Raw genomic sequence first — 23,330 nt, 5'->3', positions numbered from 1 at the left:
ACTCGCGGGACCGGGAAATTTGGGGGTGCTGATCATCGCGCGGCGGCCTAACGTCGGACGCGTGAGCGATCACAGCCAGGCGGTGGCCGCGCTGCGCGGCCGATACGCGGCGATCCCGGCGGGCGCGCCCGTCCGGCTCGCCAAGCCGACGTCGAACCTGTTCCGGTTCCGCGACGACCAACCCGGCGGGCTCGACGTGGCCCGGTTCGACCGGGTGCTCTCCGTCGACCCGGCCGCCCGCACCGCGCAGGTGCAGGGCATGACGACCTACGAGCACCTGGTGGACGCCACCCTGCCGCACGGCCTGATGCCGCTGGTCGTGCCGCAGCTCAAGACCATCACCCTGGGCGGCGCGGTCGCGGGGCTCGGCATCGAGTCCAGCTCGTTCCGCAACGGCCTGCCGCACGAGTCGGTGCGGGAGCTGGAGGTGCTGACCGGCGACGGGGAGGTGGTCGTCGTCGGCCCGTCCGACGACCTGTTCCGGGGCTTCCCGAACTCGTACGGGACGCTGGGCTACGCGCTGCGGCTGGAGATCGAGCTGGAGCCGGTCAAGCCGTTCGTGCGGCTGCGGCACGTGCCGTTCGGGTCGGCGCGGGAGTGCGCCGAGGTCATCGAGGAGGTCTGCGCGGACCGGGCGTACCAGGGCGAACCGGTCGACTTCGTGGACGGCACGGTGTTCTCCGCGCACGAGCAGTACCTGACGCTCGCCGACTGGTCGGACACCGCGCCGCACCGCTCGGACTACACCGGGCGGCACATCTACTACCGGTCCGTCCAGCACCGGCGCACGGACTACCTGACCGCGCGCGACTACCTGTGGCGGTGGGACACCGACTGGTTCTGGTGCTCGCGGGCGTTCGGCGTGCAGCACCCGTTGGTGCGCCGCCTGGTGCCCAAGCGCTACCTGCGCTCCGACGTCTACCGCCGGATCGTGGCGTGGGACCGCAAGCGCGGCTTCAGCGCCAAGCTGAGCAAGGCGGTCCAGGAGCCGGTGATCCAGGACGTCGAGATCCCGGTCGACCGGCTGGCCGAGTTCCTCGACTTCTTCCACCGCGAGATCGGCATCGAGCCGGTGTGGCTGTGCCCGGTGCGCCTGCGCGACCGGGTCGGCTGGCCGCTGTACCCGATGGACCCGGACGTGCTGTACGTCAACGTCGGCTTCTGGTCCACTGTGGACCTGCGACCCGACGAGGCGATGGGCAGCCGCAACCGGCTGATCGAGGCGAAGGTCGCCGAGCTGGGCGGGCACAAGTCGCTGTACTCGGACTCCTACTACGGGGAGGAGGAGTTCTGGGCCAACTACAACGGCGAGGTGTACCGGGACCTGAAGGAGCGGTACGACGCGGGCTCCCGGCTACCGGACCTGTACGCCAAGTGTGTGCTCCGAAGGTGATCCGTAGGTGAATGGAGGGTCCATGCGGTTGGCCGAGGTGTTCCAACGGGCGGTCGGCGGCGACTCGTCGGTGGGGTTCAGCGCGTACGACGGCAGCCACGCGGGGCCGGCGGACGCGGACGTGCGCATCGAGGTGAGGTCGCCGGAAGCGTTGTCGTACCTGGCTTCCGCGCCCGGTGAGCTGGGCTTGGCCCGCGCCTACGTCACCGGCCACCTGGAGATCATCGGCGACGTGTACGGCGCGCTGGCGCGCCTGTCGGACCTGTCGTTGCGCGAGGTGCCGTGGGCGCAGCGGGTCGAGCTGCTGCGCACGCTGGCCAGGCAGCGCCTGGGCTCGCACGTGCGGATCCCGCCGCAGGAGCGCAGGCTGCACGGCCTGAGGCACTCCAAGGCGCGCGACCGGGAGGCGATCGCCCACCACTACGACGTGTCGAACACGTTCTACGAGTGGGTCCTCGGGCCGTCGATGGCCTACACGTGCGCGGTGTACCCGACGCCGGACGCCACGCTGGAGGAGGCGCAGTTCGCCAAGCACGACCTGGTGGCGCGCAAGCTGGGGCTCCGGCCGGGGATGCGCCTGCTGGACGTCGGGTGCGGCTGGGGCGGGATGGTCATGCACGCCGCGCGCGAGTACGGCGTGCGGGCGCTGGGGGTCACGCTGTCGCGCAACCAGGCCGAGTGGGCGCAGAAGGCGATCGTCGAGGCGGGCCTGTCGGACCTGGCGGAGGTCCGCTACCTGGACTACCGGGACGTGCGGGAGACCAGGTTCGACGCCATCAGCTCGATCGGCCTGACCGAGCACATCGGGAAGGCCAAGCTGCCCGCCTACTTCCGCGCCCTGTACCGGAAGCTGCGGCCGGGCGGGCGGATGCTCAACCACTGCATCACGCGACCGGACAACCGGCACCGGGCGCGGACGGGCGGCTTCATCAACCGGTACGTGTTCCCGGACGGCGAGCTGGTCGGGCCGGGCCACCTCGTGTCGCTCATGCACGACACCGGGTTCGAGGTGCGGCACGAGGAGAACCTCCGGGAGCACTACGCGCTGACGCTGGCGGCCTGGTGCGCGAACCTGGAGCGGCACTGGGACGACGCGGTCGCCGAGGTCGGCCTCGGGCGGGCGCGGGTGTGGCGGCTGTACCTGGCCGCGTCCCGGCTGGGTTTCGAGCGCAACAACATCCAGCTGCACCAGGTGCTGGGGGTGAAGCTGGACGGCACGTCGTCGGGGATGCCGCTGCGACCGGACTGGGCGTGAGGCCGGGCGGACCGGCTGCACCCTATTGATCTTCGATGGGCAGCTGCCGATGCTCGATGAGTGCGCACCGGGTGTCGGGCGGCGGCCCGGTCGGGCTTCCGCGTCGGCGCGCGGCGCGCGGCCGGCGACCCGTTGGTCGCGCGCACCGTCCACCGGGAGGGGCCGGCCCGTGAAACACCTGCCCGTCGTCGTGGTCGCCCTCGTCGTGGCCGCCCTCGGCGCGGCGGCGTGGGGGTCCAGGGCGGCGGCGGGCGCGCCCAAGCCCTCGTGGGAACCCGCCCGCGACGCCCGGCGGGCGCTCAGGAACGGGCGAGGAGCGCGCGCACCTCGTCCGCCGTGAGCGGGCGCGTCCCGTACAGCGGTCCCTGCGCGCTCGTGACGCCCAGCTCGTGGAGCCGGCGCGCCTCGGCGATCGTGCCGACGCCCGCCGCGTGCCGGGGGATGCCCAGCGTCCGCGCCCACGTCAGCAGCGCGACCGCCGCGCTCTCGTCGACCGGGTTCGAGCCCTCGGCCAGGCCGTGCACCGGCGCGCCCTGGAACTTCACGCCGTGCAGCGGGATCTTCCGCAGCTTGTCCACCGGGATGTTGCCGCCGCCCACCTGGTCCAGCACGAACCGCACGCCGTGCTCGGCCAGGATCGCCAGCTCCTCCGCCCGGTCCTCGCCGATCAGGGCGGGCAGCTGCTCACCGAGCTCGAACCGCAGCAGGTTCGCGGGCAGGCCGCTCTCCCGCAGCACGCGCCGCACGTCGGCCACCAGCTCCGGCTCCTGGCACTGCCGCGCCGTGAGGTCCATCGTCAGCACCGGTGCGCGTGCGCCGAACTCCGCGTGCCACGCCCCGGCGTGGTGGCACGCCCGCTCCATCGCCCACCGGCTCAGCCGCACCGCCATCCCGGTGCGCGTCGCGAGCGACGCCAGCGACAGCGGGTCGAGCCTGCCGTGCCGGGGGTGCTCCCAGGCCGGCCGCGCCTCCACGGCGAGCAGCGCGCCGTCCGCCAGCGCGTACACCGGCTCGTAGTCGACGCGGAAGTCGCCCTGCTCCAGGCCGCCCGCGATGGACGCCGCGAGCCTGAGCCGCGGCCGGTCGCGCTGGTCGCGATCGCGGTCGTACAGCTCCCACTGCGCCTTGCCGTCCTCCTTGGCCCAGCCGAGGGTGACGTCGAGGCGGCGCAGCAGCTCGGTCGCGTTCCCTCCCCGCGCGGGCTGCACGACGATACCGACGCTGGCCGTCACGCCGATGCCGTCGTCGCCCACCCACACCGGCTCGGCGAGCAGGTCGATCGCCTCCTCCACCCAGCCCACCACGGTCGGGGTGTCGGCCGGGTCGCGGACCAGCACGCCGAACTCGTCGGGCCCGATCCGCGCGAGCTGCCCGTGCCGCTCGAACACCGTCCGCAGGTGACCGGCCACGACGGTGAGGATGCGGTTGCCCACCTCGTGCCCGAAGGCGTCGTTGACCACCCGGAAACCGTCGATGTCGAACACCACCAGCGCCAGCGACTCCGGCCCCTTGGCGCCCGCCGCGCCCTCCAGCCAGCCGAGGAACTGCGCCCGGTTCGCGAGCCCGGTCAGCACGTCGTTCAGGCTCTGCCGGACCAGCTGCGACTGGAGCGCCCGCACCTCGTCGAGGCTCTCCACCATCGTCACGTGGTACGCGGGCTCGCCCGCGTCGTCCCGCACCAGGGCGACGGCGACCAGCACGTCGACGACCTCGCCGTCGCTGCGCACGACCCGCAGCTCGGACCGCACGTGGTCGCGCTCGCCGGACGCCAGCACCTCCGGGATCACGTCGGACGACCCGCGGTCGTCGGGGTGGATGAAGTCGCGCCCGCACAGCCCGGACAGCTCCTCGCCGGTGTACCCGAGCAGGTTCAGCAGGGCGTCGTTGTAGTCCACTATCCGGTTGTCCATGCCGGTCACCGCGATCGCGACGGCGGAGTGGCGGAACACCGCCCGGAACTTCGCCTCGCTGGCCCGCAGCGCCGCCTCGGCCTCCCGGATGGTGCGGAGGGCGGCCGACGTCGTCAGCTCCTGCTGGGCGAAGGTGCGCTCCCGCAGCGCCTCGCTGTACCCGGCGGCGATCCCGCCGAGGACCGCCATCAGCCGGTGCGCGTGGTCGGCGGGCACGCCGAAGTGGCCGAGCAGGTGGTCGCCGAGGAACACCAGCGAGCGCTCCAGTGTGGTGGTGGAGACGTAGCCGTGCTCCACCAGCGACCGCCCGACCCCGCGCACCGCCGCGTCGGGGTGGTGGTCGCCCAGCAGCGCCGCCCGCAGGTCCTCGGTGAGCGCGGCGAGCACGTCGCGCAGCTCGGGCCGGCCCACCAGGACGGTCTCGCCGACGGCCGACGCCCACCGACTCGCGAAGTCGTCACGGGCGGCACCGGACGCCCCGACTCCACCGCGTGCGGCGGCATCTGCCTGTTCGACCATTTCCTTCAGCTCTGCGGTGCCGATCGTCGGGGGGCCACCCGCTCGTCGCCCACGTCCTGTGATCGGCTCACTGCGTGGGTCGACGTGCGCATTCCCGTTCGATGTCACTCGAATGGGTGAGAGGTGGCCCGCTGGGTTGCGGTGAGCTTACTGGTCATCGGTCGGGTCGGCACAAGATGATCTTATTGCCCATTGGCGAGGGGTATCGCGGGTGGTGGGCGGACCGGGGCCGGCGAAGTGCCCCGGTCCGCCCGGTTCAGGCGGTTCCGGTGTCCTGATCAGGGATTCCCCGGTGGTCGGCGCTCATGCGCGCCTGTCCGGCAATCCGGGTCGTTCGATCGGCAATGCTTTTGTCGACAGTCGTAGGAGAACGGGGCCCAGCGGCGCACCCCCGGTCGAACGCGAATGCGCGGCCGATCCGGCGTTGCCGGGATGCCCGGCGAATCGCGGTGTTCGCGGGGCGATCGCGCATCTCATGCGCTGTTTCGCCGGTGTGCGGGAAGATATGCTCCTTCGCTCCTCTCCAGGTGTTTCTCGAACGCGAGCAGCCCGATGGTGAGGGGGTCGGCGGTCACGTCGAACAGCGGCGTGTAACCGGTGGCCAGGTAGAGGCCCTTCGCCTCCGGCTGCTTCGGGCCGGTGGTCAGGTAGATCCGCCGGTAGCCCAGCTCGACCGCGGCCCGTTCGAGCTCGGCCACCACGCGGCGGCCCAGGCCCTGCCGCCGGTGCCCGGACCGCGTCCAGATGCGCTTCAGCTCCGCGGTGTGCGCGTCACGGCGCTTGAACGCGCCGCCCGCGACCGCTCGGCCGTCCACCAGCAGGAGCAGGAGCGTGCCGTCCGGCGGCGCGAACAGCGCGGCGTCGTACCGGGTCAGCTCCTCGCGCGCGCCGTCGCCGTAGCGGGAGACGTACTCGTGGGTCAGCTCGGCCTTGAGCGGCGCGGTGGCCGGGTCGTCCCAGTGCACCCGGCGCGCCTCGACGGTGTCGACGGTCATCCGTCCACCGCGATGGACTCGCGCCGCGGCTCGCCCTGCCGCGCGGCGGCGCGCTCCCGGTCGCGCTTGGCGACCTCCTCGCGCACGATCGGGATGACGTGCCTGCCGAAGTCGATCGTGTCGTCGATCATCCGGTAACCGCGCGCGGACAGGATGTCCACGCCCAGGTCGTAGTAGTCCAGCAGGGCCTGCGCGACCGTCTCCGGCGTGCCGACGAGCGCGTTCGAGTTGCCCGCGCCGCCGGTCGCGGCGGCCGTCGCGGTCCACAGCGCCCGGTCGAACCGCTCGCCGCGCGCGGCGATCTCCAGCAGCCGCTGCGAGCCGGTGTTCTCCGGGTTGGTGAGGGAGTGCCTGCGCGTCAGCGGTTTCCCGCCCGACGTGCGCGCCTTGATCGCGGCCACCGTGCGCTCGGCCTTCTCCCACGCCGCCTCCTCGGTCGCGCCCAGGATCGGGCGGAACGCGACCTGGAAGCGCGGCACGTCGGCCCGCCCGGCGGCCTTGGCCGCCTGCCGCACGGACTCGATCTGCGCGGCGGTGTCCGCGAGCGGTTCGCCCCAGAGGCAGAAGATGTCCGCCTCCGCGCCGCCCGCCCGGTAGGCGGCGGGCGAGGAACCGCCGAACGAGACCTTCGGGCGCGGCCGCTGGACGGGGAAGACGTCGCTGACGAAGTCGGCGAACCGGTAGTGCTCGCCCTCGTGGTCGAAGGGCTCGGTGGAGGTCCACGCCTTCTTGACGATCCCGATGTACTCGCGGGTGCGGGAGTAGCGCTGGTCCTTGGTCAGGTAGTCGCCCTCGCGCCGCTGCTCGTGGTCGGTGCCGCCGGTGATGAAGTGGACCGTCAGCCGACCGTCGCTGATCTGGTCGAGCGTCGCGAACGTCTTGGCCGCGAACGTCGGGTAGGAGACGTTCGGCCGGTGCGCCAGCAGGATCTGGATCCTGTCCAGCTTGGTGGCGATGTAGGCGGCGACCTGGGCCGGCTCGGGCGAGCCCGAGCCGTAGGCGAAGAGCACCCGGTCCCAGCCGTGCTCCTCGTGCGCGCGGGCCAGCCGCAGCGCGTACTCCTTGTCGAAGGCGGCTCCGCTGCGCGGGCTCGTCTCCGATCCGTCGTTGGTGCCGCCGATCCCCAGGAACTCAACAGGCACGTCAGTACCTTCCACGAGAGGGTGGTGCGCGAAGGGTGCACCGCGGTGTGCACGGAGGTTCGGTGCGCGGATCGTTGGCGCGCACGGGTTTACGGGTGACAGGTGGTGCGCGGTACGCCCACCGCGTGCGGCGGGGGACGCCGACGTCCTGCGGCGTTGAGGGAGACGCGCGGTGTCGGCCGGCCGGTCAGCGCGAACAGGAGGAGGACCACACCCGACCGAAGTCGATGTGGCCGCGGATGACCAGCCGCACGGAACCCACGACTCCAGTGGAGCAGCGGCAGGCGCGGGCGTCAACGGGGGTTCGACGGCGGTCCAAATGCCGGAATCCCTTGACTTCCCGCGTGACCGCGCGCCTACGATCGCGACGCGGCGTTGAGGGACGCGGCACTTCCCCGTGTCCTCCCGTGCTTCCTGGAGCCTTGATGAGCGCATCCGCCGTGCTGCCGCCGCCACCGGTCCGAACCTCCGCCGCGATCGCCCCGCCGCGCCGGTCGACGCCGGTCGTCCCCGACCCGCCGCCCGTGACGTGGCGGCGGGCCGGCACCACGGCGGGGGCGCGGTGAGCACCGTCGTCGTGGTGGGCGCCGGGCCGCGGGCGTCGGGGCTGCTGGAGCGGATGGGCGCCAACGCGCCGGAACTGCTGGCCGGACCGGTGGAGGTGCACCTCGTGGACCCGTTCCCGCCGGGCGCGGGCCGGGTGTGGCGGCACGAGCAGTCGCCGCTGCTGCGGATGAACTCGATGGCCGAGGACGTCACGGCGTTCACCGACGAGTCGGTGCGGTGCGCGGGACCGGTGCGGCCCGGACCGTCGCTGGCGCAGTGGGCCGCCGACGTGCCCGCGGTGGGCCTCGACCCGGCCGTGCGCGCCGAGCTGGCCGCGCTGGAGCCCACCTCGTTCCCCAGCCGGCGGGTGCAGAGCGCCTACCTGAAGTGGTTCCACGAGCGGGCCGTCGCCGGCCTGCCGCCCGGCAGCTCCGTCCACGTGCACGCGACGAAGGCGGTGCGGCTGACCGGGTCCTCCCGGCAGCGGCAGCGGGTCTGGCTCGCCGACCGGACCGAGCCGCTGGTGGCCGACGTGGTGGTGCTCGCGCTGGGCCACCTGGACGCCGAGCCGGTCCCGGAGCACCGGTGGTTGGCCGCCTACGCGGAGGAGCACGGCCTGACCTACCTGCCGCCCGGCTACACGGCGGACGTCGACCTGTCCGCGGTGCGGCCGGGCGAGGACGTCGTCGTGCGGGGCATGGGGCTCGCGTTCATCGACCTGGTGGTGCTGCTGGGCGAGGGGCGCGGAGGGGCGTTCGTCCCGGTGCCGGGAGCGGGGGTCGGCGAGCGGCTGGCCTACGTGCCCTCCGGTCGGGAGCCCCGGCTGCACGTGGGATCGCGGCGCGGGGTGCCGTACCACTCCAAGACCGGGTACCGGCTGGTGGGCGCACCGCCCGAGCCGCCCCGGTTCTTCGTCGCACCCGCGCTGACGGCGGTGCCGGGTGGGATCGACTTCCGGGCGCACGCCTGGCCGCTGATGGCCAAGGAGGTCGCGTACGGGTACTACCGCGAGCTGTTCACCGGCCACCCGGACCGCGTGCGGACCGGCTGGGACGAGTTCTCGGCGCGGTTCGCGGAGCTGGACTGGTACAGCGAGGACATGCGGGCGCTGGAGCGCGCGGCGGTGCCGCGCGAGGCGGACCGGATCGACTTCGAGCGGCTCGACCGGCCGATCGACGGTCGGGTGTTCGGGACGCCCGAGGCGTTCCAGGCGTTCCTGGCGGAGTACGTGGCGGCGGACGTCGCGCGGCGGTCGTCCGCCGAGCACAGCGCGGACCTCGGCGCGTTCCTGGCCCTGCTGGGCGTGTACGGGCAGTTGGCGGTGGTGGCCGCCTCGGGCAGGCTCACCGGCGAGGACGGGTGGTGGCACGGCTTCTTCAGCTACTTCGCCAGCGGCCCGCCACCGGACCGGCTGGAGGAGCTGCTGGCGCTGGCCCGCGCCGGGGTGGTGTCGTTCCTGGGCGCGGACGTGCGGGTGGCGGCCGTGGACGGCCTCTTCGTGGCCGGGAGCGCCAGCGTGCCGGGGCACGAGGTGCGGGCCCGCGGCCTGATCGAGGCCCGGCTGCCCACGCACGCCCTGGAGCGCACCGCCGACCCGCTGCTGCGGTCGCTGGCCGCCGCGGGCGACGTCACCGGGGTCGACGGGCTGGTGCGCGTGGACGCGTCGGACAGCCGGCTCGTGGACGCCGCCGGTGTGCCGCACGCGCGCCGCTTCGCGGTCGGCCCGTACACCACCAACAAGGCGTACGCCGCCTTCGCGCGGCCGAGGACGGACAACCCGGCGTTCCGGCAGAACGACCAGGTGGCGCGGGCCGTGCTGAACTTCCTGGCGGCCGGGGCGGTGGACGAGTCCGTCGCCTGAGCCGCCGTGCGGGCGCTGCCCACCGGGGCGTGCGCGGCCCCGGTGGGCGGCACCGTCCGTTGTGGACCGGTCGGGCGCTAGGCCACCGAGGTGTAGCGGCCCTGGAAGCGGACCAGCGGCGGGTTGCCCGCGCTGTGCTCGATCTCCAGGGGCTCGCCGACCAGCGCCACGTGGTCGCCCACCGAGATCCGCCGCGCCGTCCGGCAGCGCAGGCGCACCGGCGCGTCCAGCAGGTGCGGCACACCGTCCACATCGGACCGCCAGCGGGTGGCCGGCCCGAACCGGTCCGATCCGGACTTCGCGAACAGGTCCGACAGCGCGGTCTGCCCGGCGTGCAGCAGGTGCACGGCGAACAGCGGGGCCGTGCGCAGCACCGGCCACGCCGACGCGCCCTCGCCGATCCACACCACGATCAGCGGCGGGTGGAGGCTGGCGGAGGTGAACGAGCTGACCGTCACGCCGACGGGGCCGTCCGGTCCGGTGGCGGTCACGATGCCCACCGCCTGGGGGAAGTCGCGCAGCGCGGTCCGCAGGTCGGTCATCGCAGCGCTCCCGCCGGTTCGGCGGACCAGCCCGCCTCGGCCAGCCGGTCGGACAGGACGTCGACCAGGTCGGCCGGGTCGCCGTTCAGCAGCGCCTCGTCGACGAAGAGGCCGCGACCGGGCACCGCCGCGCCCAGTTCCGCCAGCAGCGGCTTGAGGTGCACCTCGACGGCCAGCGCGTGCCGGTCGGCCGCGGCCACCAGCAGCGGCACGGCGGTCCGGCCCCGCAGCCAGTCGGCCGGCGCGCGGTCGAGGACGGCCTTGAGCAGGCCCGTGTAGGTCGCCTTGTACGTCGGTGACGCCACGACGAGGACGTCCGCCCGCCGCAGGGTCTCCAGGGCCTCCGGCACGGCCGTCGAGCCCGGCGCGAAGACCTCCGGGGCCAGGAGCGCCGCGTCCACCAGCGGCCCGTCCTGGGCGGTGTCGCGGCCCGCCGCGGTCAGCGTCCGGCGGATCGCCTCGCTCAGGGCCCGTGCCGCGTGCAACGTCCGGGAACCCGGACGGGGGTTGCCGACCAGGGTGCCGACGACGAGTGGCTGGGTCATGCCCCCGAGCATTCCAACGTCGCCGGCACCGCTCAAGGTCGTCCAACGGGCGGGACGCCCGCTACGCCACCGCCGACAGCACCGACGCGATCCTGGTCGCGATGCGGTCGTTGTCGGTCGGCGCGAGGCTCAGCCACCCGTCCTCGTGCACCATCAGGTAGCGGCCCTGGTGGGTGTCGAACCAGGTGATGAGCACGCCCGCCCTGGTGGCGCGGTAGCCGCCGCCGACGCTCACGCCGAACTGGCCGCCGGCCACCCGGCTGGTCGCCAGCTCGCTGACCACCGTGGCGTCCTCGCGGGACAGGCCCGCCTTCTGCAGCGCCTCGCGCTCGTCCAGCTCGCCGCCGCCCCACGGGTCGTCATCGTCGTCGGCGTCCTGCTCCTGCTGGAGGGCGACGGCGGTGTTGAGCGTCTCCAGGCGCAGCGACAGGGCGTGGCCGGGTCCGGGTGCGCCGTCCGGCAGGACCTCCACGATGGACCGCGCCAGCGCGGTGGGCCGGATCTCCAGCAGGCCCACCTTGCCGCTGTCGATGACGGCCAGGACGGCGCGGCGGTGGTCCGAGGCCGCGACCGCCCGCACCGGGCGGTCGAGGTGGGCGACCGCGTCCACGGCGAGCCGGTGGTCGGCGAGCAGCCGCAGCAGGTCCACCAGCCGCGGGTCCGGCTCACCCAGCTCGGCCAGCACCTCCGCGCGGAGGCGGGCCCGCTCCTCGCCGGTCGCGCCGAGGGACGGCACGTCCAGCGGGTACGGCAGGCGGCCCAGCCCCAGGTCGTGCCAGACCACGTCCAGCTCGCGCGGGGAGAGCAGGAACTCGGGCTCGATCACTGGTCACCGCCCTTCTTCTTCGGCTTCGCGCCGCCGATCACCGACGGCGGCAGGTTCTCGCCGGGCACGTCGAAGATGTCCTCGCCGCGGATGTACGCGGCCGAGCGGTGTTCCTTGTCCTGGTCGCCCTGGCCGCCCGCGCCCGCGCCGCCCATCGGCGCGCCGCCCATCGGCGCGCCGGCCGCCGCCGCGCCGCCGGGTACGCCGGGGCTGAAGCCGCCGGGCACCGGACCGCGCGGGCCCGCGCCGAGCGCGCCGGTCGAGCCGCCCGCGCCGAGCTGGCCGCCGGTGGGGCCGAAGCCCGCGCCGCCACCGCCGCCGGCACCGCCGCCGAACCCAGCGCCGCCGAACCCACCACCGCCGCCACCGCCGAAGGCGCCGGCGGGGATCGGGCCGGCACCGGGGATGCGGGGCACACCGCCGCCGCCACCACCGCCGGCACCGCCGCCGCCGCCGAACTGCCCACCGCCGCCACCACCACCGGGGAGGGGCGGCATACCGGGGCTGCCCGCCGGGATGTACGGGGGCGGGACCTTGCCGCCGCCGGGCCCGAAGCTCGGCGGCTTCGGGATGACCGTGTTCGGGGGCGCGGGCTTGTACGGCGGCGGCTGCTGCTTGCCGGTGCCGCCACCGCCGCCGGGCGGGACGTACCCCGGCGGCACGTAGCCGGGGCCGGGCGGCTGGTAGCCACCGCCGCCGGACGGTGGCTGGTAGGACGGCGGGGTGTACTTGTTCGCCACCGGCACCCGAGCCGCCGCCGCGGCGGCCGTCGTGCCCTCCGGCCGGTAGGACGCGGCCGGCACCTGCGGCGTGACGCCGCCGTACCCGCCGCCGTAACCGCCGCCCGGACCCGCGCCCGAGCCGCCGGCGGTGCCGCCCGGCACGGTGTAGCCGGGCGCGACCGGCGCGCCCGGCGCCTGGGCCGCGACGGCCGACACCCTGGTGGTGTCGCCGCCCGCGCCACTGGGCACGCCGGCCACCAGCGCGTCGCTCAGCGCGGGCGCGCCCGCCGTGGCGATCATCATCTGCGGCGGTTCCTCGACGCGGCCGGTCACCGGGTTGAACGGCGCGGTGAACCGCGGGGTCGACTCGTCGACCGCGCGCGACTCGGCCTCCATCGTCGTCATGACCCGGACGGCCTGCTCGTGGGCGGCCCGCGCCTGGTCGTTCGCCGCCTGGACGTCGGCGGCCGAGGTCACGAAGCCCTGGAGCCCGCCGCCGGTGAACGCGCCGGTGGCCTGGTCCCAGCTGAACTCGACCGGCTCGGGCATGCTCGCCCGCGCGTTCTCCATGATCCGGCTCTGGTCCTGGACCCGCTTGCCGACCTCCACCGCCGTGACGGCGGTGTCCGTGATCCACGAGGCCAGGTTCTTGATCGCGGCGCGCGCGCTGTCGGCGGCCTCGCCCGTCCAGCCGGACTCGGTGGCGGCGACGCGCTCGTTGATCACCCGCGCCGACTCGGTCAGCTCGGTGCCGAACTGGCCCCACTCCGCGCCGATCTCGCCGGTCTGGCCGGGGTCGTTGTTGTTGTGGACCGCGTCGTACAGCTCGCGGTGGGTGTGGGCCGCCCAGTTCTGCGTGTCGGTCAGGACGAGGTCGAGGACGGGCGTCGCGGGCTCCACCGGGCGCGGCTCGATCGGCTCCACGGCCGGGCGCTGCTCGGTCACGCGCCCGCCGACCAGCCGCCGCTCGGCCTCGACGGGCTCCCTCTCGTACTGTTCGGCCATGATCACTCGCCCTTCAGACGGGTCAGCTCGGTGCCGTGCGCCTCGTCGACGGCGAGGAAGTTGCGGATCGCGCTCTGCACCGAGTCGTGCGTCTGCTGGAGGACGTCGCGGTACGCCGTCATCACGGCCACGAACGACTCGGGGTCGCCCTCGGCGCGGCGCTCGAACTTGGCGGCCATCCGGTCGCCGACGGGGTTCGCGCCCAGCGGCGCGGGACGTGCCAGCCGACCGGCGCGCTCCAGCCACGAGTCGACCTGGTCGATTTGTTCGAGCAGCATCTTGCGCAGCTCGTCGCCGGTCGCGGGGTCGAGCGTGACCCGCCCGGAGTTCACCGTCTCCTGCAACGCGAGGACCTGCTTGCCGACCCTGGCGACCTCGGCGGTGACCCGCCCGGTTTCGAAGGGAGCGGCCTGTTGTTCATTCCCTGCTTCGACGATGTACACCGGATTCCCTCGCGAAGGCAGCCTGCTGGACGAAATCCAGGTTCACCCTCCCCTCCAACGCCCGCCCAACGTCGCGCCAATGCGGGTGCGCCGGAGAGCGCGACCACTGTGCGAAACTGCCTCACTACGGGTGACGATGCCGAAAGGTCTTCAGGATGCGGGTGAACCTGCTCGGCCCTGTTGAACTCGTTTCCGCAGATGGCGGGGCTGTTCGGCTGGGCGCGGCCAAGCGCCGCACCGTCCTGGCGGCGCTGGCGCTGGAGCTGAACCGCGTCGTGTCCGGTGATCGACTGCTGTCCCTGGTGTGGGACGGGTCACCGCCGCCGCAGGCGAAGGCCGCGCTCCAGGGACATATCGCCCAACTGCGCAAGGTGCTGACCGGCGGTGTGGCGCTGATCACCCGCGCGCCCGGCTACGCGCTCACCGGCGAGCGGGACGCGGTGGACGTGTTCCGGTTCGAGGACCTGGTCGCCGCCGCGCGCGACGCCGCCGACGAGGTCGCCGTGGGGCTGCTGACCAGCGCGTTGGCGCTGTGGCGCGGCCCGGTGCTGGCCGACGTGCCCGGCGAGGCGGTGCGGGAGGCCGTGTCGGCGCGGCTGGAGGAGCTGCGGCTGGTGGCGGTGCAGGACCTGGCGACGCGGCTGTTCCGGCTCGGCCGGGCCGCCGAGGCCGTGTCGGGCCTGCGCGACGCCGTGGCCGCGCACCCGCTGCGGGAGGCCCTCGTCGCCCGGCTCGTGCTGGCGCTGCACCGGACGGGTCGGCAGGCCGAGGCGCTGGAGCTGTTCCACCGCACGCGGGAGCAGCTGGTGGAGGAACTGGGCGTCGACCCCGGTCCCGAGCTGCGCGAGGCGTACCAGGCGGTGCTGGCGGGCGACACCGCGCCCGTGCCCGTCGAGCCGCGGGGCCACGCGCCCGCCCAGCTGCCCCGCGAGCACCGGGGGTTCGTCGGGCGCGAGCCCGAGCTGTGCGACCTCGCCGAGAGCCTGCGCGGCGACTCGGCGATCGGGCTGCTGGTCGGGCCGGCGGGCGTCGGCAAGACGGCGCTCGCGCTGCGCTGGGCGCACCGGGTGGCGGCGGACTTCCCGGACGGCCAGCTGTTCGTGAACCTGCGCGGGTTCGACGAGACCGAGCCGCTCGACCCGCGCACGGCGCTGATCGGCTTCCTGCGGGCGCTCGGGCTGACCGACTCGCAGATCGCCGCCGACCTGGAGACGCAGGCGGCGCAGTTCCGCTCGCTGCTCGCCGGACGGCGGGTGCTGGTGTTCCTGGACAACGCCCGGTCCGCCGAGCAGGTCCGGCCGCTGCTGCCGGGCTCCGCCGGCTGCCTGGTGCTGGTCACCAGCAGGCACCGGCTGGACGACCTGGTGGTGACCGAGGGCGCGTCCGCCCTGCACGTGCAGACGTTGCCGGAGGACAGCGCGGAGGACCTGCTGGCGGCCCTGCTCGGCAGGCACCGGATCGACCAGGAGCCGGAAGCCGTCGCCGAGCTGGTCGAGCTGTGCGACCGGCTGCCGCTGGCGCTGCGGATCGCGGGAGCGCGGCTGGCGTCCCGGCCGCGGTGGACCATCCAGTCGCTGGTGGACGAACTCCGCGACGAGCAGCACCGGCTGTCGGCGCTGGAGCTGCCCGAGGCGGGTCGCGGCGTCCACGCGGCGCTCGCCGTGAGCTACCGGGAACTGCCGGAGGGCGCGGCGCGGCTGCTGCGCAGGCTCGGGCTGCACCCCGGCACGGACCTCGACAGCTACACCGCCGCCGCCCTGCTCGACATCAACGTGGTGAGCGCGCGGACCCACCTGCGGACCCTGGCGTACGCGAACCTGCTGCACGAGTCGACGCCGGACCGCTACTCGCGGCACGACCTCGTGCGGCTGTTCACCCACCACCTGGCGGCCGGCGAGTCCGAAGTGGACACTTCGGCGGCGACGCGGCGGCTCCTGGACTACTACCTGTGGGTCGCCGACTCGGCCCGTGCCCACCTGTCCGACCACGTGCGGCCCTTCGGCCCGCCCGAGCACCGGCCCGCGAGCTTCCCGGAACTGCCGTCCCACGCCGCCGCGCTGGACTGGTTCACGCTGGAGGAGGCGAACCTGGGCCTGGCGCTGGAGACCGCGCTCACCAACCGGGAGGGCGAGCGGACCTGGCAGCTCGCGCTGTGCCTGGACGCGTTCCACTTCCGGCGCGGCAACCGGCTCGACCGGCTGGCGCTGTGCCGCATCGGCCTGTCGGCCGCCCGCGACCTGGGCGACGAGCACGCGCAGGCCACCTTCCTGCTGCGCCTGGGTTCCACGCTGGCCGACCTGGGGCGGATCGAGGAGGCGATCGACGCGTGCACGCGCGCGGCGGAGCTGTCCGGCGGCGACCGGCACCTGGAACTGGCGGCGCTCGCGAACCTCGGCTACTGCCTCATGGCCGACGACCGCCTGGACCGGGCGCAGGAGACGATCCTGGAGGCGCTGGAGGTCGCGCGGGAGGTCGGTGACAAGCGCACGCAGGCCGGCGTGCAGAACAACCTGGCGGACCTGCTGCTGCGCCGGCGCCGGCCGGAGGAGGCGCTGCGGCACGCGACGGAGGCGCTGAACCTCTTCCAGACGGCCGCGCCGTCGAAGGCGCACACCGCGACCCTGCACACCGTCGGTTCGGCGTTGCAGCAACTGGGCAGGCTGGAGGAGGCGCTGGACTCCTACCGGGCGGGCCTGGCACTGGCGGAACGCCTGGGCGACCGCTACCAGGAGGCCCTGTGCCACCGTGCGATCGGCGACGCGCTGGAGCAGTCGGAGAGCGGCGAGGCGGCGGCACCGCACTGGCTGACCGCGCTCCTGCTCTACCGCGGCCTGCGGCTGTCGGACGCGGACGAACTGGCCCGCAAACTGGACTCCAAAGCCCTCGCCGGCTGACCCGACCCCATCACCACCCCCGCGCCACCGGACCCCACAACTGCTTCCACCGACCCAACGACCGCGGCCCACGCTCAAGCCGAGGCAGGTCCGGCCGCCGAGGCAACCCCACCCCAGCACAGCGACCGCGCGGGTAATACGCGGCGGGCGGTGCTTGCGTCGGTGGTTGTGTTTCGTCGCCGGTTCCGGGGTGGGCGGCAGTCGGTTCGTCGAGGTGTCGGGCTACTTGACCGCCTGGGCGGCGGCTCGGCCGGCCACTCGGCCCGAGAACAGGCAGCCGCCCAGGAAGGTGCCCTCCAGGGCGCGGTACCCGTGCAGGCCGCCGCCGCCGAAGCCGGCCGCCTCGCCGGCCGCGTAGACGCCGTCGAGCGGGGAGCCGCCCGCCTTCAGCACGCGGCCGGAGAGGTCGGTGTGCAGGCCGCCCAACGTCTTGCGGGTCAGCACGGACAGGCGCACGGCGATCAGCGGGCCCGCCTTCGGGTCCAGCAGCGGGTGTGGTTCGACGACGCGGATCAGTTTGTCGGTCAGGAAGCGGCGGGCCTCGCGCATCGCGTTGACCTGCATGTCCTTCCCCAGGCCCGACATCACCTGTCGGTCGCGCGCCTTGATCAGGCGTTCCAGCGCGGCGGCGTCGATCAGGTCCGCGCCGGTGAGCTTGTTCATGCCGGCGGCCAGGTCGGCGACCGTGCGCGCCAGGACGAACTCCTCGGACCGCTTGGCGAACTCGTCCACGGGGCCGACCGCGCCGGGCAGCCCGCGCCGCAGCACCTGCCGGACGTCCTTGCCCGTCAGGTCGGGGTTCTGCTCGGAGCCGGACAGCGCGAACTCCTTGCCGATGATCCGCTGGTTCAGCACGAACCACGAGTGCGCGTGGCCCGTCCGCACGATGTGCTCCAACGCCCCGAGCGCGTCGAAGCCCGGAAACAGCGGCGTCGGCAGCCGCCGACCGGTGGCGTCCAACCACAGCGAGGACGGGCCGGCCAGGATGCGGATGCCGTGGCGGTTCCAGATCGGCGCGTAGTTGGCGATGCCCTCGGGGTAGTGCCACATCCGGTCCTCGTTGACGAGGTCGCCGCCCGCCTCCCGCACCACCTGGAGGAGCTGCCCGTCCACGTGGTCGGGCACGCCGGAGAGCATGTGCTCGGGCGGTGCGCCCAGCCGCGCCGGCCAGTTGCGGCGCACCAGCTCCTGGTTCGCGCCGATGCCGCCGGACGTGACGACGACGGCCTGGGCGCGCAGCTCGAAGTCGTCGACGCCGGTCCGGGAGCTGGGCTCGCCCCGGCGGGCGGTGCTGGGTTCGAGGACCTCGCCGCGCACGCCGTCGACCGCGCCGCCGGTCGTGGTGAGCCCCGTGACGCGGTGCCGGAACCTGAGCTGCACGAGCCCGGCCGCGACGGCGGCGCGCACCCGGCGCTCGAACGGCTCCACGACGGCGGGTCCGGTGCCCCAGGTGACGTGGAAGCGGGGTACGGAGTTGCCGTGGCCGTCCGCGAAGTACCCGCCGCGCTCGGCCCACTGCACGAACGGGAACCAGCGCATGCCCAGCGCGTGCAGCCAGCTCCGCTTCTCGCCGGCGGCGAAGTGCACGTACGCCTCGGCCCACCGGCGCGCCCAGTGGTCGGTGTCCCGGTCGAACGCGGCGGAGCCGAGCCAGTCCTGGAGGGCCAGGTCCGCGGAGTCCCTGACCTTCAGCCTGCGCTGCTCGGGCGTGTCGACCAGGAAGAGGCCGCCGAACGACCAGAACGCCTGACCGCCCAGCGAGGCGGCCGGCTCCTGGTCGAGCAGGATGACCCTGCGGCCCGCGTCGGCGAGTTCGGCGGTGGCGACGAGCCCGGCCAGACCCGCGCCGACGACGATGACATCCGCGTCCATCGACCAAGTCTAGTGGGCGGCGGCCGTCGTGGACGAGGGTCGAGTGGAATCCGCTCCCGGACGTCCCGACCGGGTTACCGGCGAGCGGGATCGGAAGGGTCCCGGCGGGGAGGGGTCGACGCGGCGCGCACGCCACGTCGGGTGACGCGCGCGCCGCTGCGGTGGGGGCCGCCGGCCGTTCGGCGAGGGGGTGTTTCCGTCCGGCCGACGGCGGCCGACTGGTGCGGGCGCCCAGCGACGCCTCGGGGAGAGGGCCTGCCGCGCGCCCAGGGGGGAGGGGGCGCTTGGTGGGTCCTGACGTCCGGGCGGCGACCGCGAGCCGACCAGGAGTAGAACGAGCGGCATACCACACGCGTTCCCGTCGTGTCCAGGGTCACTACACGGAGTCGCCACGCAGTTCGGTCATGCGCGCCTCCGCGCCGGTCAGCTTCTCGCGCGCGGTGGCGGCCCGGCGCTTCGCCCGCGCGACGCGGGTCGACGCCTCCTGCGCGGCCTGCTGCGCGCGCCGCAACTCGGCCCGCAGCGACTCCGCGTGGTCCTCCCGCTCGGCCAGCGCCGCCTCGGCCTCGGTCACCGCCGAGTCGGCCGCCTCCACCTCGGTCCGCGCCGCCGTGATCTCGTCCCTGGCCTGGGCCAGCTTGCGCTCGCGCCGCCGCTCGCGCCGGGGCGCCAGGTCGTCGCGGACCGGCGTGGCCCGCTCGCTCAGCGGGCCGAACCCGGACTGCTCGACCGGTCGGACCAGCCGCCCGGCCCGGATGCGCGCGGCCAGCACGGCGTCCGCCAGCGCCGCCGTCAGCGTGGCGCGCACCTGCTGCACCGCGTCCGACCCGAGCGGCGTGCCGCGGTCCACCGCCAGCGCCTCGGCCAGCCGCACCAGCGCGCCGACGACCACCCGCCGCCGCGCGCCCAGTTCCCGCAGCTCCCGGCCGCGCAGCCCCTCCTGCGCGGCCCGCAGCTGATCGCCCAGCGCGACCGCCTCGGCCAGTTCCGCCGCCCGGTAGCGGGCGAGCTGGTTCAGCGCCCACGCGGCCACCGTCGGCTTGCGCAGCGCGGAGATCTCCTTCGCGAGCGCCTTGTCGCCCCGGTCCAGCGCGGCGCGGGCGTGGGCGTCCCTGGCCGCGACGAACCGCGCCGGCGGCAGGGCGTACAGCTCGTCGGCTACCCGGTCGACAGGTGCGGAGTCCACGATGCCACCAGTGTCCTCGCGATCGCGCCGGTCGGCGATTCATCACCCGCGCCGGCACCCGGTCGGTGGTTGACGGTTGACAGTGTTCGGCATTCCGGCCGGTCGGCCCTTGACCGGGGGCGCGACCGGGGTACCCGGCAGGCGCGCCGCCGCGCGCCGGCCCGCGCAATACCCCGTTCAGTCCAATGTGGACCCTCCTATTGCGCTGTTCGCATGATTGTCCGGCCGGACCGGGGGAGATGTGCTTGCGCCACTCTTTCCCCTAGAAGGGTTTGCGCCGTGAACAACTCAGCAAGCCGGTGGAGACACCGCACCAGTGCGGCCTTGCTGGCCGCCGTACTGGGCACGACTGGGTTCGGCTTCGCCGCCGCTCCGGCCGTCGCGCAGGAGGCGCCGACCGCGCCCGCGCCCGCCGACAAGGGGCTCGACAAGCAGGACCGGGAACACCTGGCCGCGGCCGAGCGCGCCGGCCAGGACACCGTGACCCTGCTGGTCGCGGCCGAGGAGGGCGAGCTGGACTCCGCCGAGGCGGACCTGAAGGCCCTCGGCGGCGTCGTCGAGTCGACCGAGCGGGACGTGTCGTACCTCAAGGTCTCCGTGCCCCGCGACAACGCCGAGAAGGCCGCCGGGTTGGCCTCCGTGCGCGCCGTGGACGTCGACGGCCTGGTGGCGCTGGACGACCCGCGCCCCGAGGGCGCGACCTCGCCGCTGCCGCAGCCCGCGCCGGGCGCGAAGACGCCCAAGAAGAACCCCTACCTGCCGATCGAGGACACCAAGGCGGCGCAGTTCACCGACGAGCACCGCCGGTGGGACGGGCGCGGCACGACCATCGCGATCCTGGACACCGGCATCGACCTGGACCACCCGGCGCTGGCCACCACGTCGACCGGTGAGCGCAAGATCGTCGACTGGTACAACGCCAACGCCACGGACTCCGGCGACGGCACCTGGGTCCAGGTCTCGGGGCGGCACAACGGCAGGTTCACCCATCAGGGCCGGACCTACCAGGCGCCCGCGACCGGCGGCCCGTTCAGCATCGGCGTGTTCTCCGAGACCTCGGGCGACCTGGGCCTGGCCAACAGCGAGACCGGCGGCGACATCAACCGCGACGGCGACCGGGCGGACGCGTTCGGCGTCCTCCAGGACGTCACCACCAAGGAAGTCCGCGTGGACGTGGACGGTGACGGCGACTTCACCGACCAGGCCCCGATGATCGACTACAAGTACAAGAAGGACGTCGGCCACTTCGGCGTCGACGACCCGGCCACCCCGGTGCTGGACACCGTGCCGTTCGTGGTGCAGACCGACCGCTCGATCTACGACAACGCGGGCACCGCGTACGTCAACATCGGCATCTCGGCCGCCGCGCACGGCACGCACGTCGCGGGCATCACCGCCGCCGACAAGCTGTTCGGCGGCCGGATGACCGGCGCCGCGCCCGGCGCGAAGCTGATGGCGGTCAAGGTCTGCCTGGCGACCCCGTCGTGCACGGCGTCGGGCCTGATCGACGGCGTGCTGTACGCGGCGCGCAACGGCGCGGACGTCGTGAACATCTCCATCGGCGGGCTGCCCGCGCTGAACGACGGCAACAACGCGCGCGCGGAGCTGTACAACCGCACCATCGCCGAGTACAACGTGCAGATCTTCATCTCCGCCGGCAACAGCGGCGCGGGCGCGAACACCGTCGGCGACCCGTCGGTGGCGACGGACGCGGTCAGCGTCGGGTCGTACATCACCAAGGACACCTGGCTGTCCAACTACGGCTCGGTCACCGCGCAGCGCGAGGGCCTGCACGGCTTCTCCTCGCGCGGTCCGCGGGAGGACGGCGGCTTCAAGCCGGACATCGTCGCGCCCGGCTCGGCGATCTCGACCGTGCCGCAGTGGCAGGTGCCCGGCCCCGTCGCCGGGACCTACGCGCTGCCCGCCGGCTACGCCATGTTGAACGGAACGTCGATGGCCGCACCGCAGGCCACCGGCGCGGCGGCGCTGCTCGTCGGCGCGTACAAGGCCGAGCACAACGGCGAGCGCCCGAACGCCCGCGACCTGCGCACCGCCATCCGGTCCGGCGCGAAGTGGGTCTCGTCGCTCAAGGCGTACGAGCAGGGCGCCGGTTTGTTCGACGTCAAGCGCTCGTGGGACCTGCTCAACGCCCACCCGAACACGCAGGCCGTCACCACGTCGGTCACCGTGAACACCGCGCTGTCGCCGCTGCTGGCCACCCCGAACACGGGCGTGGGCATCCACGACCGCGAGGGCGTCGCGATCGGCAAGGAGTACGTGCGGACCTACACCCTGACCCGCACCACCGGCCCGAACCGCAACCAGCAGTTCCTGGTGCACTGGCAGGGCAACGACGGGACGTTCTCGTCCCGGTCCGCCGTCAGCCTGCCGCTGAACGCGCCGGTGAAGTTCGACGTGAAGGTCAAGCCCACCAAGGCGGGCGCGCACTCCGCGGTGCTCAAGCTGGACAACCCGGCCACGCGCGGCGTCGACGCGCTCACCCTGAACACGGTGTTCGCGGCGGAGGAGTTCACCGCGGCGAACAAGTTCGCGGTCACCAAGACCGGCACCATCCCGCGCAACCAGTCGCACAACCACTTCGTGCGGGTGCCGGTGGGCACCAGCGCGCTGAAGGTCGACCTGGCCGGCGGCGGCCCCGAGGCGGGCAAGGGCCAGGTCCGGTTCCTGCGCTACGACCCGTACGGCGTGCCGGCCGACGTGACCTCGTCCACCAACTGCTACCACCCGGACGCGGGCGCGGGCTGCGCGGGCGGTTCGCCGACGAGCCGCACCGTCGCCAACCCGGTGCCGGGCGTGTGGGAGATCGTGGTCGAGTCGCGCCGCACGTCCGACGCGGACGCCACGCCGTACACCGTGACGGCGTCGGTGCTGGGCACCTCGGTCAGCCCCGACCCGGACACCATCCCGTCGGCGCGGGTCGGTGTCGGGCTCGACCGCGAGTACGCGGTGACCAACAGCCTGGCGGCGTTCACCGGCAAGCTCGTCGGGGGTGCGCTGGACAGCGCCAAGCAGGGCCGCCCGTCCATCGCCCAGGGCGCGGCGCAGCACTACGACGTGACCGTCCCGGCGGGTGCCACGTCGCTGCGGGCGGCCATCGGCCGGACCGGTGACATCTCGGCCGACCTCGACCTGACCGTGTTCGACTGCACGTCCGGCACGTGCGCGCAGGCGGCCCAGTCGGCGGACGGCGACTCGGAGGAGTCGGTGACGGTGGACGCCCCGGCCGCGGGCCTGTGGCGCGTGCGGGTGGACGGCTACGCGGTGCCCACCGGCACCACGGAGTACGACTACATCGACGTCTACGCGGTGGCCGGCCTGGGCACCGTGGCGGTGACGGACAGCGACGCCGCGCGCACCGCCGGCGCGACGTGGACCGTGCCGAGCGTGGTGACCGCCACCGGCCAGGCCGGTGCGGGCCGCGTGCTGCGCGGTGAGCTGACCGTGCAGACCTCCGGGGGTGCGGTCGTGGGCCGCGGCTCGGTGATCGTGCAGAACGTGGGCGTTTGATTGCTGTGTTGGATGGCTGTGTTGGATGGCCGCTGCTTCGCAGGCGGCGGGCTCGGCCGCCATGAAGTCGGGCCATCGCGCCTCATTTCCCGCCGATCGAAAAGCGTGATCGGCGGGAAATGAGGCGCGACAACCCGACGCGGCCT

Annotated in this window: 16 protein-coding genes; 6 read left to right on the top strand and 10 right to left on the bottom strand. The window is 74.0% G+C overall.

Translation table 11 applies throughout. From position 1 onward, the window contains the following. The first annotated feature begins 61 nt into the window (after window positions 1-61). Together C8E97_RS30400 and C8E97_RS30395 are read left to right on the top strand one after the other, a co-directional pair. Window positions 62-1,393, top strand: a complete 1,332-nt coding sequence (locus tag C8E97_RS30400) for an FAD-binding oxidoreductase (protein WP_246019274.1) — start codon at window positions 62-64, stop codon at window positions 1,391-1,393. A 22-nt stretch (window positions 1,394-1,415) separates the two neighbouring features. After that, a complete protein-coding gene (locus tag C8E97_RS30395; RefSeq protein ID WP_121009036.1) occupies window positions 1,416-2,648 on the top strand; it encodes an SAM-dependent methyltransferase in 1,233 nt (410 codons plus the stop codon). A gap of 299 nt (window positions 2,649-2,947) precedes the next feature. Here C8E97_RS30395 and C8E97_RS30390 read toward each other — a convergent pair whose 3' ends face one another. From C8E97_RS30390 to C8E97_RS30380, 3 genes are all read right to left on the bottom strand, one after another. Further along, window positions 2,948-5,077, bottom strand: coding sequence for a putative bifunctional diguanylate cyclase/phosphodiesterase (locus C8E97_RS30390; RefSeq protein ID WP_121009034.1), 2,130 nt, complete (start codon window positions 5,075-5,077; stop codon window positions 2,948-2,950). A 473-nt stretch (window positions 5,078-5,550) separates the two neighbouring features. After that, complete coding sequence (locus C8E97_RS30385; protein ID WP_121009032.1) at window positions 5,551-6,072, bottom strand: GNAT family N-acetyltransferase; 522 nt, start codon at window positions 6,070-6,072, stop codon at window positions 5,551-5,553. Next, window positions 6,069-7,214: an LLM class flavin-dependent oxidoreductase gene (locus tag C8E97_RS30380; protein ID WP_121009030.1), complete on the bottom strand. Its 1,146-nt coding sequence runs from the start codon at window positions 7,212-7,214 to the stop codon at window positions 6,069-6,071. Before C8E97_RS30380 ends, C8E97_RS30385 begins: the two co-directional genes overlap by 4 nt. A gap of 425 nt (window positions 7,215-7,639) precedes the next feature. Here C8E97_RS30380 and C8E97_RS35020 point away from each other — a divergent pair, with 425 nt between their 5' ends. Together C8E97_RS35020 and C8E97_RS30375 are read left to right on the top strand one after the other, a co-directional pair. Then, window positions 7,640-7,780, top strand: coding sequence for a hypothetical protein (locus C8E97_RS35020; protein ID WP_170212040.1), 141 nt, complete (start codon window positions 7,640-7,642; stop codon window positions 7,778-7,780). Then, window positions 7,777-9,621 carry an FAD/NAD(P)-binding protein gene (locus tag C8E97_RS30375; RefSeq protein WP_281275483.1) on the top strand — a complete coding sequence of 615 codons (1,845 nt, stop codon included), beginning with the start codon at window positions 7,777-7,779 and terminating at the stop codon, window positions 9,619-9,621. Before C8E97_RS35020 ends, C8E97_RS30375 begins: the two co-directional genes overlap by 4 nt. 77 nt (window positions 9,622-9,698) lie before the next feature. Here the strand turns inward: C8E97_RS30375 and C8E97_RS30370 are convergent, their stop codons facing one another. From C8E97_RS30370 to C8E97_RS30350, 5 genes are all read right to left on the bottom strand, one after another. Further along, complete coding sequence (locus tag C8E97_RS30370) at window positions 9,699-10,163, bottom strand: flavin reductase family protein (protein ID WP_121009028.1); 465 nt, start codon at window positions 10,161-10,163, stop codon at window positions 9,699-9,701. Further along, complete coding sequence (locus tag C8E97_RS30365) at window positions 10,160-10,708, bottom strand: NAD(P)H-dependent oxidoreductase (RefSeq protein ID WP_211347162.1); 549 nt, start codon at window positions 10,706-10,708, stop codon at window positions 10,160-10,162. The genes C8E97_RS30370 and C8E97_RS30365 overlap by 4 nt, the downstream gene beginning before the upstream one ends. A gap of 61 nt (window positions 10,709-10,769) precedes the next feature. After that, entirely contained in the window at window positions 10,770-11,534 is a 765-nt protein-coding gene (locus C8E97_RS30360; protein ID WP_121009024.1) for an ESX secretion-associated protein EspG, read from the bottom strand. Further along, window positions 11,531-13,261, bottom strand: coding sequence for a PPE domain-containing protein (locus C8E97_RS30355; RefSeq protein ID WP_121009022.1), 1,731 nt, complete (start codon window positions 13,259-13,261; stop codon window positions 11,531-11,533). Before C8E97_RS30355 ends, C8E97_RS30360 begins: the two co-directional genes overlap by 4 nt. A 2-nt stretch (window positions 13,262-13,263) precedes the next feature. After that, entirely contained in the window at window positions 13,264-13,704 is a 441-nt protein-coding gene (locus C8E97_RS30350) for a hypothetical protein (protein ID WP_246019273.1), read from the bottom strand. A 155-nt stretch (window positions 13,705-13,859) separates the two neighbouring features. Here C8E97_RS30350 and C8E97_RS30345 point away from each other — a divergent pair, with 155 nt between their 5' ends. After that, window positions 13,860-16,598 carry an AfsR/SARP family transcriptional regulator gene (locus tag C8E97_RS30345; RefSeq protein WP_121009020.1) on the top strand — a complete coding sequence of 913 codons (2,739 nt, stop codon included), beginning with the start codon at window positions 13,860-13,862 and terminating at the stop codon, window positions 16,596-16,598. A 222-nt stretch (window positions 16,599-16,820) separates the two neighbouring features. On the opposite strand, the gene C8E97_RS30340 is transcribed toward C8E97_RS30345, so the two are convergent. Continuing rightward, window positions 16,821-18,470 carry an FAD-binding dehydrogenase gene (locus C8E97_RS30340; protein WP_121009018.1) on the bottom strand — a complete coding sequence of 550 codons (1,650 nt, stop codon included), beginning with the start codon at window positions 18,468-18,470 and terminating at the stop codon, window positions 16,821-16,823. A 376-nt stretch (window positions 18,471-18,846) separates the two neighbouring features. Next, on the bottom strand, window positions 18,847-19,656 hold the full coding sequence (locus C8E97_RS30335) for a hypothetical protein (RefSeq protein ID WP_121009016.1): 810 nt from the start codon (window positions 19,654-19,656) through the stop codon (window positions 18,847-18,849). 279 nt (window positions 19,657-19,935) lie between these two features. Between C8E97_RS30335 and C8E97_RS30330 the strand changes: the two genes are divergently transcribed. Then, window positions 19,936-23,184 carry a S8 family serine peptidase gene (locus tag C8E97_RS30330; protein WP_121009014.1) on the top strand — a complete coding sequence of 1,083 codons (3,249 nt, stop codon included), beginning with the start codon at window positions 19,936-19,938 and terminating at the stop codon, window positions 23,182-23,184. Window positions 23,185-23,330: the final 146 nt, after the last annotated feature.

The sequence above is a fragment of the Saccharothrix australiensis genome (assembly GCF_003634935.1).
In the GTDB taxonomy this organism is placed as follows: domain Bacteria; phylum Actinomycetota; class Actinomycetes; order Mycobacteriales; family Pseudonocardiaceae; genus Actinosynnema; species Actinosynnema australiense.
Note: the sequence above shows the minus strand (reverse complement) of the source record. Positions and strands in the feature narration are given on the sequence as shown.